13 protein-coding genes are annotated in these 13,801 nt (G+C 74.1%); 5 read left to right on the forward strand and 8 right to left on the reverse strand.

Annotated elements, in window-relative coordinates; genetic code table 11:
* Nucleotides 1-115: 115 nt before the first annotated feature.
* The 7 genes from moeZ to IF47_RS0101520 form a co-directional block, all read right to left on the reverse strand.
* Nucleotides 116-1,294: an adenylyltransferase/sulfurtransferase MoeZ gene (gene moeZ, locus IF47_RS0101490; RefSeq protein ID WP_031506049.1), complete on the reverse strand. Its 1,179-nt coding sequence runs from the start codon at nucleotides 1,292-1,294 to the stop codon at nucleotides 116-118.
* A 63-nt stretch (nucleotides 1,295-1,357) separates the two neighbouring features.
* The gene (locus IF47_RS0101495) at nucleotides 1,358-2,122 is read right to left on the reverse strand and encodes a spherulation-specific family 4 protein (RefSeq protein ID WP_031506050.1); all 765 of its coding nucleotides are present in this window, start codon (nucleotides 2,120-2,122) and stop codon (nucleotides 1,358-1,360) included.
* Nucleotides 2,110-3,033, reverse strand: a complete 924-nt coding sequence (locus IF47_RS0101500) for an NAD-dependent epimerase/dehydratase family protein (protein ID WP_031506051.1) — start codon at nucleotides 3,031-3,033, stop codon at nucleotides 2,110-2,112. Before IF47_RS0101500 ends, IF47_RS0101495 begins: the two co-directional genes overlap by 13 nt.
* 136 nt (nucleotides 3,034-3,169) lie before the next feature.
* Nucleotides 3,170-4,315: a hypothetical protein gene (locus tag IF47_RS0101505; protein WP_051716762.1), complete on the reverse strand. Its 1,146-nt coding sequence runs from the start codon at nucleotides 4,313-4,315 to the stop codon at nucleotides 3,170-3,172.
* Nucleotides 4,312-6,165 carry a DUF3492 domain-containing protein gene (locus IF47_RS0101510; RefSeq protein WP_051716765.1) on the reverse strand — a complete coding sequence of 618 codons (1,854 nt, stop codon included), beginning with the start codon at nucleotides 6,163-6,165 and terminating at the stop codon, nucleotides 4,312-4,314. Before IF47_RS0101510 ends, IF47_RS0101505 begins: the two co-directional genes overlap by 4 nt.
* A 263-nt stretch (nucleotides 6,166-6,428) precedes the next feature.
* A complete protein-coding gene (locus IF47_RS28520) occupies nucleotides 6,429-7,448 on the reverse strand; it encodes a DUF3152 domain-containing protein (protein WP_245640947.1) in 1,020 nt (339 codons plus the stop codon).
* Between the two features lie 399 nt (nucleotides 7,449-7,847).
* Entirely contained in the window at nucleotides 7,848-8,822 is a 975-nt protein-coding gene (locus tag IF47_RS0101520) for an alpha/beta fold hydrolase (RefSeq protein ID WP_031506056.1), read from the reverse strand.
* A gap of 123 nt (nucleotides 8,823-8,945) precedes the next feature.
* On the opposite strand from IF47_RS0101520, the gene IF47_RS0101525 reads away from it, so the two are divergent.
* The 4 genes from IF47_RS0101525 to IF47_RS0101540 all read left to right on the forward strand — a co-directional run bounded on the left by IF47_RS0101525 (nucleotide 8,946) and on the right by IF47_RS0101540 (nucleotide 10,816).
* On the forward strand, nucleotides 8,946-9,176 hold the full coding sequence (locus IF47_RS0101525; RefSeq protein WP_031506058.1) for a hypothetical protein: 231 nt from the start codon (nucleotides 8,946-8,948) through the stop codon (nucleotides 9,174-9,176).
* Nucleotides 9,177-9,351: 175 nt separating this feature from the next.
* On the forward strand, nucleotides 9,352-9,978 hold the full coding sequence (locus IF47_RS0101530; RefSeq protein ID WP_031506059.1) for a TetR/AcrR family transcriptional regulator: 627 nt from the start codon (nucleotides 9,352-9,354) through the stop codon (nucleotides 9,976-9,978).
* A gap of 171 nt (nucleotides 9,979-10,149) precedes the next feature.
* Nucleotides 10,150-10,377: a DUF3107 domain-containing protein gene (locus IF47_RS0101535; protein ID WP_031506060.1), complete on the forward strand. Its 228-nt coding sequence runs from the start codon at nucleotides 10,150-10,152 to the stop codon at nucleotides 10,375-10,377.
* Between the two features lie 160 nt (nucleotides 10,378-10,537).
* Nucleotides 10,538-10,816: a hypothetical protein gene (locus IF47_RS0101540; protein WP_031506061.1), complete on the forward strand. Its 279-nt coding sequence runs from the start codon at nucleotides 10,538-10,540 to the stop codon at nucleotides 10,814-10,816.
* Between the two features lie 45 nt (nucleotides 10,817-10,861).
* Here IF47_RS0101540 and IF47_RS0101545 read toward each other — a convergent pair whose 3' ends face one another.
* Nucleotides 10,862-11,599: a ferritin-like fold-containing protein gene (locus IF47_RS0101545; protein ID WP_031506063.1), complete on the reverse strand. Its 738-nt coding sequence runs from the start codon at nucleotides 11,597-11,599 to the stop codon at nucleotides 10,862-10,864.
* Nucleotides 11,600-12,172: 573 nt separating this feature from the next.
* On the opposite strand from IF47_RS0101545, the gene IF47_RS0101550 reads away from it, so the two are divergent.
* Nucleotides 12,173-13,747 carry a DEAD/DEAH box helicase gene (locus IF47_RS0101550; RefSeq protein WP_245640948.1) on the forward strand — a complete coding sequence of 525 codons (1,575 nt, stop codon included), beginning with the start codon at nucleotides 12,173-12,175 and terminating at the stop codon, nucleotides 13,745-13,747.
* The last annotated feature ends 54 nt before the right edge of the window (nucleotides 13,748-13,801 follow it).

Here is a 13,801-nt window from a genome sequence, read left to right on the forward strand (position 1 = left end):
CCGACGCCCCTCGGCACCCCGACCACGGCATGCGGACACGGCCCCGGAGGCGAACCTCCGGGGCCGTGTCCGGCGTGTACTCGCGCGCCGGCGCGGTGGAACACCGCCCGCCGGCTCAGTAGACCGGCTTCTCCGGCTCGATCTGGTTGACCCAGCCGATGACGCCGCCGCCGACGTGGACCGCGTCGGCGAAGCCCGCGTTCTTCAGGACCGCGAGCACTTCCGCACTGCGGACACCCGTCTTGCAGTGCAGGACGATCCGCTTGTCCTGCGTCAGCTTCTCCAGGGCGTTGCCCATAAGGAACTCGTCCTTCGGGATCAGACGGGCGCCCGGGATCGCGACGATCTCGTGCTCGTTGGGCTCGCGGACGTCGATGATGTCGAGGTTCTCGCCCTCGTCGATCCACTCCTTGAGCTGCTGCGGGGTGATGGTCGAGCCCATCGCCGCCTCCTGGGCCTCGTCGGAGACCACACCGCAGAACGCCTCGTAGTCGATCAGTTCGGTGACCGTCGGGTTCTTGCCGCAGACCGCGCACTCCGGGTCCTTGCGGACCTTGACCTGGCGGTAGGACATCTCCAGGGCGTCGTAGATCATCAGGCGGCCGACCAGCGGGTCGCCGACGCCTGCCAGGAGCTTGATCGCCTCGGTGGTCTGGATCGACCCGACGGACGCGCACAGCACGCCCAGCACGCCGCCCTCGGCGCAGCTCGGGACCATGCCGGGCGGCGGGGGCTCCGGGTACAGGCAGCGGTAGCACGGACCGTGCTCGCTCCAGAAGACCGACGCCTGGCCGTCGAACCGGTAGATCGAGCCCCACACGTACGGCTTGTTCAGCAGCACGCACGCGTCGTTGACCAGGTAGCGGGTGGCGAAGTTGTCGGTGCCGTCCACGATCAGGTCGTACTGGGCGAAGATCTCCAGGGCGTTGGAGGAGTCCAGCCGCTCCTTGTGGAGGTTGACCTTCACGTACGGGTTGATCCCGAGCACCGTCTCCTGCGCGGACTCGGCCTTGGAACGACCGATGTCGGCCTGGCTGTGGATGACCTGGCGCTGGAGGTTGGACTCGTCGACCTCGTCGAAGTCGATGATGCCCAGAGTGCCCACACCCGCCGCGGCCAGGTACATCAGGGTGGGCGAGCCGAGACCGCCCGCGCCCACGCTGAGGACCTTGGCGTTCTTCAACCGCTTCTGCCCGTCCATCCCGACATCCGGGATGATCAGGTGGCGGGAGTATCTGCGGACCTCGTCGACGGTGAGTTCGGAGGCCGGTTCGACCAGGGGTGGCAGCGACACGGAGACCTCAACAGGGTTGGTCGGTGGACGGTTGTTCCTCTCGTAACACTGCCACGCCCGGTCTCATTCCGAGACTCCAGGTCCGAGGCGCGAGACGATTTCATCCCAGTACCCGGGCATCGCCTCCCAGGGGTCCACGGCCTCCCCGCGCCGTCCGCGGTGTGTACGGTCCGTGAACCACACCGTGCCCGCCCCCTGCCAGCGGGCGATGCGGACCGCCTCCTCCAGATGCGTGCGCGGCACGCCGTGGACCAGGTGGCAGAAGCGGTCCGGCGTGTGGTCCGCCGTCCACTCCGCCGCCTGTGACCAGCGGTAGTCCGTCCACGGCCCGGAGAACGTCACGAGCTGGTCGCCCACCTCCGCGTAGCCGGGGAAGGGGTGCGCGCCGTGGCCGAGGACGAGGTGGGCGTCGTCGCGCAGGGCACGCAGCGTGATCGCCACCCGGCCCACCTCCGGCAGGGTCGCGCGGTCGCCGGGGCAGCGGTCCAGGTAGAAGCCGTCCACCCCGTACCAGTCGAGGAAGCGGCGCGCTTCGCAGACGAGCGGCCCGAAGTCGCGGACGCCGTACCGCAGGTCCAGCCGGCCGAGCACCCGGATCCCGGCCGTGTGCAGGGAGGACGCCGCGGCCACGCAGTGCGGGTCGGGGCACGTCCCCGGCCCGTCCGACACGTCGAGCACCGCCCAGTGGACCGGGGCCCCCGGACGGGCCAGCGCGGCCCACTCGCCGGGGGCCACCAACGGGTGCGCGTGACCGGGGGCCCCGACGCCGAGCCGTCCGGGGGCCCCGGCGGCCGGGCGGCGTCTGCCGGAGCTGGTCAGATACGGCACGCCGCCTCCATCCAGATGTCCGCCAGCGACTCCTCCAGACCGATCCGGGGTCGCCACCCGAGCCGGTCGCGCGCGCTGCGGACGTCCGCCTGCTGCCAGGGGCCGCAGCCGTCGGGGTACGGCGGGGGCAACTGCGCGCCGCCGCCCATCGGGTGCGTCTCGTCCGGCTCGTACACCGCCCCGGTGTATCCGGCGACGCGGGTCAGCACGGAGATCACCTCCCGCAGCCGCACCGCGCGTCCGGTGCCGATGTTGACCACGCCCTGGGCGGCCGAGAGCGCGGCGGCGTGCACGGCGCGCGCCACGTCCCGCACGTCCACGAAGTCGCGCTGGACCCCGAGTCCGGCGAGCCTCAGTTCGCCCTCCCCCTGCTGCATCACCCGGCGCATGGCCTCGGCCAGCCGCCCCAGCGGCGAGCCGGTGGGGGTGCCGGGGCCGGTCGGCGAGAACACGCGCAGCACGATGGCGTCCAGGCCGGAGCCCAGGACCAGTTCGCTGGCGGCGAGCTTGCTCACGCCGTACGGGCTGCCTGGGCGTGGCACGGCGTCCTCGCCGGTCGAGGAGCCGGCCGGGGAGGGGCCGTACTCGGCGGCGCAGCCGAGGTGGACCAGCCGGGCCCCGCAGCCGCTGCGGCGCAGGGACTCGCAGATGGTGGCGGTGGCCACGGTGTTGTGCCGGATGAGTTCCCGGGCGGCGCCGCGAGTGGTGCCCGCGCAGTTGATGACGACGCCGGGGTGCACCGCGTCCAGGAAGCGGGTGAGCGCCCCCGGGCTGCCGGTGGACAGGTCGAAGCGGACGTCGGCGTCGTCGCCCCGGCCGAGCGCGGTGAGCTGGACGGCGGGGTCGGCGAGCAGACGGTCGGCGACGTGGCGGCCGAGGTATCCGTTGGCTCCGATCAGCAGCACTCTCATCGGGCGTCCTCCCGCGCTGGTGCGGTGACGCCTGTGGCGCGCGGAACGGTCATGGGGTGTGCTCCTTCATCGGTGGTGCGCGACGGGCACGGACGGTGCGCCGGCGCGGGGCGTGAGGGGACGGGTCGGTGTGGGGTCACGGTCCGTCCCGGTGGTGGGCTGAGACGCCCGTGAGGGCGCCGCCGGCGAAGGCCAGCAGGGCGAGGGCCGCGGCGGCGCAGGCCAGGGCGGGGATGCCGGCCGGTCCCCAGGCGGTCACGGCCGCCTCCACGAGACGGGCCGGGTGGACGGGGCCGATCCGCTCGACCGCCGCGGCGGCGAGGGCCGCGGCCTCCAGCGCGCAGGCCGCGACGACGCCGCCGGCGGCGGCGGTCGGGAAGCCGTGGGCGGCCAGCAGCACCGCGGTGAACAACAGCGCCCCGAGCGCGGTCGTGGCGGCGGCGGGCACGCCGACCGCGTCCGCCACGGTGCCGCCGTCCACGGTGACGTGGGCGGCGGTGAGGACGGCGAGCAGGAGGGCGGCGAAGACCGCGACGACCCCGACGACCAGCGGGCGCGTCCGGGTCGCGAACTCCTCCAGACTGCGGCCGGCGCGGAGCCGTCGCCGTGCCCGCGCGGCGAACCAGCGGGCGCACCACACGGCGGGTGCGACGGCCGCGGTCAGGCCGAGCGGCACGCACCGTTCGGCGAGCGGCGCGGCGGTGGGCGTCCCGCCGCCCAGGACCTCGGCCAGCAGCCGGTCGCCGACGAGGGCGTAGCCGGCCAGCCAGCAGCCTCCCCACACGGCGCTCCGGGGCAGGGCCGCTCCCCTCGGCCCCGGGCGCAGGCGCAGGCACAGGCGCAGACACAGCCACACCGACACCGCCACCGACAGCGCCCCCGCCGCCACGACGGCGAGCCGGACGGAGTGCGGGGCGTCCGGGGTGTGGGTCACGGCGCCCAGCGTCGCGGCGCACGCCCCGGCGGGCAGGAGGGGCAGCAGTACCGTCCGTGCCCGCTCCGCCCGCCGACCCCGGGAGGGCTCCCGGGAGGGGTTCGGAGAGGGTGCGGGAGGGGCGGTCGGGGGCTCGTCGGCACGGGGCGTCCTGGCGTACAGCTCCTCGGCGAGCGAGAAGACGTCCCGGTGCCGGTAGCGCGCCGCGGTGCGGTCGGTGATCCCATGTGCCTCCAGGGCCGCGGCGATCTCCAACGGGTCCACGGCCCGTTCACACAGTTCCCGGTGCCGGTGCAGCAGGGCGCGCACCGGGTCGGCGGACCGGTACGGTCCCGGCGGGCGGCTCATCGGCGTCCCTCCCCCGGTCCGGCGGGCACGCCCACCGGGACCCCCGACGGGCCGGCGGCGGTCGTGCCGGGCGCGGTGCCCGGGTCGGCCCAGCTCGGTTTTCGGGCGGGCCGCCCGTGGGGCCGCGAGCCGGTCGCCGGCCGGCCCGTGGCCGACGCCCGGCGACCGGGGAGGTGCGCCTCGGGCGGGCGGGTGAAGGGCAGTGGCTCGGCGGGCCGTTCGTCCGGGTCCGGACGGTGCGAGAGCAGCTCCAGGTAGATGCCGCGGAACGCCGCCACGTTCTGTTCGGTGGTGAACAGCTCCAGCGCCCTGGCCCGGGCCGCGGCGCCCAGCCGGGCGCGCCGGGCGGGGTCGCCCAGCAGGGCCGTGCAGGCGGCGGCCAGCGCCCGGGGGTTGCGCGGCGGCACCACGAGTCCCGTGCCCCCGATGGCCTCGTACACCGCGCCGACGTCCGTGGAGACCGTGGCCCGCCCGGAGAGCATCGCCTCGACGAGCGGGACCGGGAAGCCCTCCACGGTGCTGGAGAGCACGGCGACGTCGGCCGCGGCCCAGGCGTCGGAGAGCCGGGGCACCTCGGGGTCGCCGATCCGCGCGAAGCAGACGGGGTTGTCGCCGACGCTGAGGGGGTCCGCCGCCTCGTCGGGGAAGAGCTGCGCGGCCAGGGCCCGGCAGTGCGCCAGGTACGCCTCCGCCTCCGGGTCCCGGCCGGCCGGCGCGTCGAGGCCGTCGGGGCGCTCGGCGATCAGCAGTCGGGCGCCGGGCACGGCCCTGCGGACCTCGGCGAAGGCGTGCAGCAGGCACACCAGGTCCTTGGCGGGCTCGATCCGCCCGACCCACACCAGCAGCGGGTGCGGCCGTTCCTCCCCGGCGTCCTCCTCGATCTCGGCGAACGGCGAGGCGTCCATCCCCGGGTGGACGGTGCGCAGCCGGTCCCGTTCCGCCCCGCACCTGAGCTGCCAGCGCCGGGTGTGGGTGTTGCCGGACGTGATCAGCTCCGCCCGGCGGTACGCCTCGTGCGTCAGGCGGGCGTGGAACGAGGCGAGCAGGGCGCGCACGGGTGCGCCCACGGCGTCCGAGGCGACGGCGTGGGCGGCGCTGGTGAGGTAGTGCTCGCGCAGCCGCACGCCGTACTCGGTGACCAGCAGCGGTGTCCCGAAGAGGCGCGCGGCCAGCAGTCCCGGCAGCGCGGCCGGTCCGCCGCCCACCGCGTGGCAGACGTCCACCGCCGCCAGCCCGCGGCCGGGCCGGCGCGCGGGCCGCGGACCGGCCGCCCGCCCCGGTTCGCCGTACCAGTCCAGGGAGAGCGGACGCAGCAGCCGTTCGAACTGCTCGGTGACGGTGAGCAGGTCGGTCGGCGCGGCGGTGCGCACGGCGCGGAGCGAGCCGTGGGCGCGGCAGGCGCTCTCCAGCAGGCGGACCGCCTGTTCGGAGCGGAGGGCGGCGGGGAGCCCGCCGCGTTCCCGGGCGAGGTCGGCGAGTCCGTGGAGCCCGTTGGCGAAACGGTCCGCCTGGAGGGTGTGCCCCTCGTCCCCCGGATCCGCGCAGACGGCACCGAGCAGTTCCGCGAAGTGCTCGCCGAACCGCCGTCGTTCACGCCGCCCGTACCCGCTCCCGCGTCTCCCGTGGCGTCCGTCCGCGCAAGGGACGGGACCCCACAGCGGCGCGGTGCGCACCCGCACGACGTTCTCCGGCAGCGGAGGCCAGACGCCCTCCCGCTGTCGCTCGCCTCGGCCGAGCGCGTAGACCTCGAACTCGTGGCCTCCCAGCCCACGCACCAGCCGGTCGCACCACACGACGGAATCACCGTCCGGATACGGATAACCGCCTTCCGTGAGGAGTGCGATGCGCACGCGTTCACCCCCGCTCCATCCTCCAGGCCACCGGTCGTCCCCGTGGCGTTGCGGAAAGACGTTATGCGCGGGAAAGGGCGGCATGATGGACGGTTGTCCGTCACACCACCGGAAGGGGTGAACCAGCGTGACTTTCGGCGCGATTGGACGTTCGACCGGTTATCGAGCGGCCTCGCGCACCCGAGGGTCCCGCGTTCCGGGGCGGGCCGCGCGTCCGGAGATCCGGGCGTTCGAGGGTCCGGACGTCCGGCGCCCCGGCGTCCTTATGCGTCGGGGAAGGGCCAGGCGTTGGGGCGGCACGTCGCCCCGCCCGTGGTCAGGTACTTCGTCTGCTGCATCATCACCGGCGCCAGGGCGCCGTCCTTCGGACAGCCGACGTGGTCCTTGCCCAGCCGGTGGCCCACTTCGTGGTTGATGAGCATCTCCCGGTACTCCCGGATCCGTTCCGGACCGAAGGTCTCCGAGCCCCGTGCCCACCGATAGGCGTTGATCATGACGCGCTCGGTCGCGGCCGAGTCGCACGAGACGTTGTCGATCGTGGTGTCCAGGCCCGACTTGGCGCACCAGTGGGCGGTGGTGGCCGGGCCGGCGAGCGTGATCACGAACCTGACTTCGCCCTCGGAGACCCGCTCGAAGGCGCGGGCGCCCGCGTGGCTCCAACTGCGGTCGTCGTTGAGCGTGCGGTGGACGGCCTCGGCGAACAGCCTCCCGTCGAGCGGAAGTCCCTTCTCGACGTCCACCCGGTAACGGATGACCGGTCCCTCCCCGGGCGCCTCGTCCCGCCCGGGGACGGTGACGAGTTCACCCGAGCCGCCCTCGTCCGGCGCCAGGTCGTAGAGCCGGCTCATCAGATCGTCGTACGTGGCGGTGGTCGCCTTGCTCGAGGGGGCCCGCGTCCGCTCGGGGGTGGGGCGGGCGTCGGAGCGGGAGGAGTCCTGGGCGCTCATGCGCTCGCCCTTCCCGTCCGCCTCGATCCGCTCCCGGACGTCACCGCGGGAATCGGCGACCTGTCCGGCCACCACGACGGCGAGGACGGTGGTCACGGCCGCGGCGGCGACCCCGGTGAAGGCGCGGCCCCGGCCGCCCCTGTCCTTCCTCCCGCGCCCGTCGTCCTCGCCGGCGGTCCCGCCGACCTCGCGGCCGGCGCCGCCGTCCGGGTCCGGCGGGGAACCGGCGCCCTCGGGCTTTGCCGCGGTGGGGGGCGCGACGGCGGCGCCGGTCGGCACGCCGGCCGTGCCGAAGACGTCGTCGTCGAAGGCGTCGATGTACTCCTGCCGCGGCATCCGCGGAGGCCCGGTTTCGCGCACCGCGTCCCGCGGCGGCCCGTTCGAGGCCCTGGCCGGGGCTCCGGCCGACGGCCTCCGCGTGGCGTCCGGAGGGCCCCCGCGCTGCGCCGGGACTCCCCAGGCGCCGCCCGGTTCGCGTTGTTCGGGGTGCCCGCCGCGAACCCCCGTCCCCTCGTACGGCTCGTACGGCGGCTCATACGGCTCGTGAGGCGGCGCGACGGCGCCGCGGGGGGCGTCGTACGCCGGACGGGGCCGCGGGACCTCCTCCCGGACGTCGGGGCGGCCCCCCGTGGTGGTGGTCGTGGCCCCGGTCGTGGCCGTCGGCTCCTCGGTCCTCTTGTCGGCCTTCTTGTCGGCCTTCGGTCGGCCCCGGCGGCTGTGACGTCCCACCCCTCGTCACCCCCTGACCGTCTCGGTGTCCCGCAGCAGCTCCCGGAAGGCGCCCGCCACCGCCTCGGGTTGTTCCATCATCGCCACGTGCCCGGCCTCCGGCAGTGCCAGCAGGCGGGAGTCGCGGAAGACCGCGCTCGCCTTGCGCGCCATGCGGAAGGCGACCAGCTTGTCCCGTCCGCCGTACACCAGCAGCGTCGGCGCCAGCACCCGTTCGGCCTGGCGCCACAGCGCGTGCTGGCCGCCGAGGGTGTAGGCGTTCACGATGCCCCGCGCCGACCGGGTGAGCGCGTCCCAGAAGTACGGCAGCGCCAGCCGGCGCTCGTACTCCGCCACGGCCACCTCCAGGTCCTCCGCCGACACCGACGCCGGGTCGCCGTAGCACAGGGCGAGGACCTCGCGGGTGCGCCGCTCGGCGGTCCAGTGTCTGGTGAGCCGTTCGTAGAGCGCCACGGCCCCGGGCACCGCCAGCAGGGCGGTGGGGATCGCGGTGCGCTGCGGACGCAGTTCCGGGAGGGCCGGCGAGACCAGGGTCAGGGTGCGCACCAGGTCGGGGCGGACGGCCGCGACCCGGGTGGCGATCGCCCCGCCCATGGAGTTGCCGAACAGGTGCACCGGACCGCGTGCGCTCGCGTCGAGGTGGCGGATGACGGCCCGCGCGTGCCCGGAGATCGAGTAGTTGCCGTCGTCGGGGGGCGGCGAGTGACCAAAGCCCGGCAGGTCGACCGCCTCGCCGTCGACGGTGTCGGCCAGCTCCCTCATCAGCAGGGACCAGTTCTGCGAGGAACCGCCCAGGCCGTGGACGTACAGCGCCGGGGGCAGGCCCGCGCGTGTCGCCGGGCGCCCGCGCACCGCCAGCGTCAGGCCGGGCAGCGACACCGACCGCAGGGTCTCGCCCTCCCCCGCCCGCGACGACGGTCCGGTGGGGGGCACTTCGATCGGGGCCGCGGCATGCGCGTCCGACTGCTCGGTCGACGACATGGAGGCAATGTTACGAGACGATCACTGTCACCCTCACGTGCCCGGGACCACACCCGCTTCGCTTCCGGAAATCATCTCTCCTAGGCTCGTGTGGAACGCCCTCACCGTGGAAAGAGGTCCGTCATGCCCGTTGACCCCACCGACCCGGACACCTTCGAGGACGAGGAAGTCGAGCGGCCCGCGGCCGAGCTGTTCGGCGTCGAGGCCCCGGAGGTGGACGCCGCCGAACAGCGCGCGGACGTGTTCCGCCACAAGGACGCGCCGTTGCTCGGCTCCGACTCGCCGGAAGTCGACCCCGCGGACGCCGCCGAGCAGGCGCGCGTGGTCGAACTCGACGAGGACGATTACCGCTAAACCGTCATATCGCGCGTTCGAGGGCCGGATTTCCGTGCCCATCCCGCGCACGGGAGGTTTACCCAAAAGTACGATGGCGGACGCAGCGCACACCGCGCGCGGAGCGACCCCATCCTCCGCGACCCCGCTCGGGTCCCGGCCGGAAGGTGTCCCCAGGGAAACCCAGGAGGCGAGCGTGACAGCCATCGAGCAGACCGAGGCACGCCCGCGTGGCACACGCCTGCCGCGCCGGGCCCGACGCAACCAGTTGCTCGGTGCGGCGCAGGAGGTGTTCGTCGCCCAGGGCTACCACGCCGCGGCGATGGACGACATCGCCGAGCGCGCGGGTGTCAGCAAGCCGGTGCTGTACCAGCACTTCCCCGGCAAGCTCGACCTCTATCTGGCCCTGCTCGACCAGCACTGCGAGGCGCTGGTCGAATCCGTGCGCGCGGCGCTCGCCTCGACCAGCGACAACAAGCAGCGGGTCGCGGCGACCATGGACGCGTACTTCCGGTACGTGGAGGACGAGGGCGGGGCCTTCCGTCTCGTCTTCGAGTCCGACCTGACGAACGAGCCCGCCGTGCGCGACCGCGTGGACAAGGTCAGCGTGGACTGCGCGCGGGCGGTCAGCGAGGTCATCTCCGAGGACACCGACCTGCCCCCGAACGAGGCGATGCTGCTCGCCATGGGGCTGTGCGGGATGGCCCAGATCACCGCGCGGTACTGGCTGAGCGACGGGCAGAAGATCCCGCGCGACGCCGCGGCGAAGCTCATCTCGTCGCTGTCCTGGCGGGGTATCGCGGGCTTCCCCAAGCACGACTAGACCTCGGGCGGGGAACACGGCGCCGGTCCTCCGGTGTTCGCTGTCGGCGTGCGGCTCCGGGCGGTTCCGTGTCCCGGTGCGGGCTAATGTGGCTGGGTACGGCGCGGCCGACCGCGCACTCCGCCCCGGCTCCGCCAGGGGGAATCACACATCGTTCGGAGGGACATAGCCGTGGAGGTCAAGATCGGCGTGCAGCACGCGCCCCGCGAGATCGTTCTGGAGAGCGCGCAGACGGCCGAGGAGATCGAACGCGCCGTCGCCGAGGCTCTGACCGGCAAGTCGCGGCTGCTCAGCCTGGCGGACGAGCGCGGTCGCCGGGTCGTCGTCCCGGCCGACCGGCTGGCCTACGTCGACATCGGCGAGCCGAGCGGCCGCAAGGTCGGCTTCGGGGCGATCTGAGGCGAGCGCGGCGTCCGGGACCGGTGAGGGTCCCGTGGAGATTCGGAGAAACGGCGACCGGACGGGATTCCCGTCCGGTCGCCGTTTGGTCCTCCGCTCCCACGGGGTAGGACCGGATAGCCCGATGCGCACACACCCCACCGGCCCGCGGGAGGACTCTGTGATCTGGGAAGTGCTCGGCTCCGCGCTCCTCGGCCTCGCGATCGCCCTCGTCGCCGCCCACCGATTCGCGGACCGGTTCCGCGACCGCTCCCTGGTGCTGGCCACGGGGCCGGCCGCCGCCCTCGCCGGCGGCGTGATCACGCATGTGGTGCTCGGTCCGGGTCACCCGCTCCCCACACTGACCGTCGCCATCCTGGTCTCGGGCGCCCTGCTCTCCCTGCTGATCCGCCCGCGCGGCGCCTCGGCCCCCGGCGCTCCGAGCGTGGGCGCGGTCTGATCCCGGCCGCCCGCGCCGGTCCGTCGGGGCTCGTCTCGGGTCCCGTCAGGCCGCCAGCCCCAGCGCCGCCATGCGCTTGGTGTGGGCCTCGGTGATCCGGGAGAACATCCGACCCACCTCCGCCAGATCGAAGCCCTCGGCGACCCCGCCCACCAGCATCATCGACAGCGCGTCGCGCTCCGCGACCACCCGCTGGGCCTGGGAGAGCGCCTCGCCCATCAGCCGGCGGGCCCACAGGGCGAGCCTGCCGCCCACCCGGGGATCGGCCTCGATGGCCGTGCGCACCTTCTCCACCGCGAAGCCCGAGTGTCCGGTGTCGTCCAGCACCCCCAGCACCAGGGCTCGGGTGTCGGAGTCCAGCCGGACCGCGACCTCGCGATAGAAGTCCGAGGCGATCGAGTCGCCGACGTACGCCTTGATCAGACCCTCCAGCCAGTCCGACGGCGCGGTCAGCCGGTGGAAGTCGTCGAGCGCGGCGGCGAACGGCTCCATCGCCGCCGTCGGGTCCTCGTCGATCTCCGACAACCGGTTCCGCAACCGCTCGAAGTGCTGGAACTCCGCCGACGCCATGGCGGCCAGTTCCGCCTTGTCCTCGAGGGTCGGGGCCAGCTTGGCGTCCTCCGCGAGCCGTTCGAACGCGGCCAGCTCGCCGTAGGCCAGCACGCCCAGCAGGTCCACGACGGCCGCCCGGTACCGGGGATCGGCCGAGGCCCGGGCCCAGTCCTGGGCGGCGATGCCCACGGGCCCCTCGGATTCGGCGGGGGATGTGTCAGACGTCTCCATAGTGCGCACAATAGTCCGCCCGACCTGCCCCGGAGGCGCTCAGGGCGGCCCTCGAAGGGCCCTCGGCACGCCGTCGGACCGCGAAGGCCCAGGTACACATGCACGGTTTGGGGGTACAGTGATATTGGCCCGCTCACCGAGAGCGGGTTCGACGCACAGTGTGTTCCCCGGGCCCTCGGGACGTTCCCCGGGCCCACGCAGCGGATGCCCGGTCGGTGGCCCGATCGGCTCCGACACGACCGCCCTCCGCGCGGACCGGACACGGAAGCACGGCACCGAGCCGCGATCTTCCGTTCGGACCGTGGTGAGGGGCCCGCTCGCGCGGTACGAGCGCTTGAGCGAGAGCCCGTGGTCCCGCGCCGCGAGGCCGGCCGGCAGCCCTCTGGGCCGACGGCGTCCGGCGCGGTACGACCCGCCCTGCTCCGCTGGGGTGCGCCCTCGCTCCCTCCCGTCCCGCGTCTCACGGAAGAGGCAAGCATCCTGACCACCACATTCCGAGAGCTCGGGATCCTTCCCGAGACCGCCGAGGCCCTGGAAGCCGTCGGCATCACGTCCCCGTTCCCCATCCAGGAGATGACCCTGCCGGTCGCCCTCTCCGGTGCCGACGTCATCGGACAGGCCAAGACCGGAACGGGCAAGACGCTCGGCTTCGGCCTGCCCCTCCTGGACTCCGTCGTCGTCCCCGCCGACGTCGAGGCCGGCCGGGCCACGCCCGAGCAGTTGACCGACACCCCGCAGGCCCTCGTGGTCGTCCCCACCCGCGAGCTGTGCCAGCAGGTCACCAACGATCTCCTCACCGCCGGCAAGGTCCGCAACGTCCGGGTGACGGCCATCTACGGCGGCCGTGCGTACGAGCCGCAGGTCGAGACCCTGAAGAAGGGCGTCGACGTGGTCGTCGGCACCCCGGGCCGGCTGCTGGACCTGGCGGGCCAGCGGAAGCTCGACCTGGCACACGTCCGCACGCTCGTGCTGGACGAGGCCGACGAGATGCTCGACCTGGGCTTCCTGCCGGACGTCGAGAAGATCATCCAACTGCTGCCCGCCAAGCGCCAGACGATGCTGTTCTCGGCGACCATGCCGGGCCAGGTCATCTCCCTCGCCCGCCGCTACATGTCGCACCCCACGCACATCCGTGCCACCTCGCCGGACGACGAGGGCGCGACGGTGGCCAACACCGCGCAGCACGTCTTCCGGGCGCACTCCCTGGACAAGGTGGAGATGGTCGCCCGCATCCTGCAGGCCACCGGCCGCGGACTGGCGATGATCTTCTGCCGGACCAAGCGGACGGCCGCCGATGTCGCCGATCAGCTCTCCCGTCGCGGTTTCGCCGCCGGCGCGGTCCACGGCGACCTCGGCCAGGGGGCGCGCGAGCAGGCGCTGCGCGCCTTCCGCAACGGCAAGATCGACGTGCTCGTCTGCACCGACGTCGCCGCTCGCGGCATCGACGTCGAGGGCGTCACGCACGTGATCAACTACCAGACGCCCGAGGACGAGAAGACCTACCTGCACCGCATCGGCCGCACCGGCCGCGCGGGCAACACGGGTACGGCCGTCACGCTCGTCGACTGGGACGACATCCCGCGCTGGCAGTTGATCAACAAGGCGCTGGAGCTGGACTTCAACGACCCGCCGGAGACGTACTCCACCTCTCCGCACCTGTACGAGGCGCTGAACATCCCCGAGGGCACCAAGGGAGTGCTGCCGAGGGCGGAGCGCACCCGCGCCGGGCTCGCGGCCGAGGAGGTCGAGGACCTGGGCGAGACGGGAGGCCGCGGCCGTGGCCGGGGCCCCAAGGCCGTCGAGGAGCGGCCGGCGCGCGCCCCGCGTCGACGTCGCCGCACCCGGGCCGGCGCCGCCGTGGATCCCGCCGGTTCCGCCGCCGGCGAGTCGTCGGAGCGGTCCGCTCCGGTGGACGGCGCCGAGGCCGCCTCGGGCGGGCCTCGCACGCCGCGTCGACGTCGCCGCACCCGTGCCGGCGCCCCCGTGCAGCCGGAGGCGGGCGCCCGGACCGCGTCCGGCGGCGAGAGCGCGCCCGCGGACGGTCCGGCGGAGTCCTCCGCCGAGCCCCGCAGGCCGCGCCGTCGGCGCCGTACCCGCGGTGGTGCGGCCCGCTCGGCGGTGTCGGCGGAGACCTCCCAGGAGGGCTGACGGCGCCTCCCCCCGGACGCCGCCGGCGCGGGGTCGGCGCGGGGTCGCTAGCCT

The organism is Streptomyces megasporus (genome assembly GCF_000718985.1).
In the GTDB taxonomy this organism is placed as follows: domain Bacteria; phylum Actinomycetota; class Actinomycetes; order Streptomycetales; family Streptomycetaceae; genus Streptomyces; species Streptomyces megasporus.

Bases quoted from the DNA above. Each gene is read 5' to 3' on its own strand.
- IF47_RS0101500 (WP_031506051.1), bottom strand. From the start codon at position 3,033: ATGAGAGTGCTGCTGATCGGAGCCAACGGATACCTCGGCCGCCACGTC.
- IF47_RS0101505 (WP_051716762.1), bottom strand. From the start codon at position 4,315: ATGAGCCGCCCGCCGGGACCGTACCGGTCCGCCGACCCGGTGCGCGCC.
- IF47_RS28520 (WP_245640947.1), bottom strand. From the start codon at position 7,448: ATGCCGCGGCAGGAGTACATCGACGCCTTCGACGACGACGTCTTCGGC.
- IF47_RS0101520 (WP_031506056.1), bottom strand. From the start codon at position 8,822: ATGTCGTCGACCGAGCAGTCGGACGCGCATGCCGCGGCCCCGATCGAA.
- IF47_RS0101525 (WP_031506058.1), top strand. From the start codon at position 8,946: ATGCCCGTTGACCCCACCGACCCGGACACCTTCGAGGACGAGGAAGTC.
- IF47_RS0101545 (WP_031506063.1), bottom strand. From the start codon at position 11,599: ATGGAGACGTCTGACACATCCCCCGCCGAATCCGAGGGGCCCGTGGGC.
- IF47_RS0101550 (WP_245640948.1), top strand. From the start codon at position 12,173: ATGACCCTGCCGGTCGCCCTCTCCGGTGCCGACGTCATCGGACAGGCC.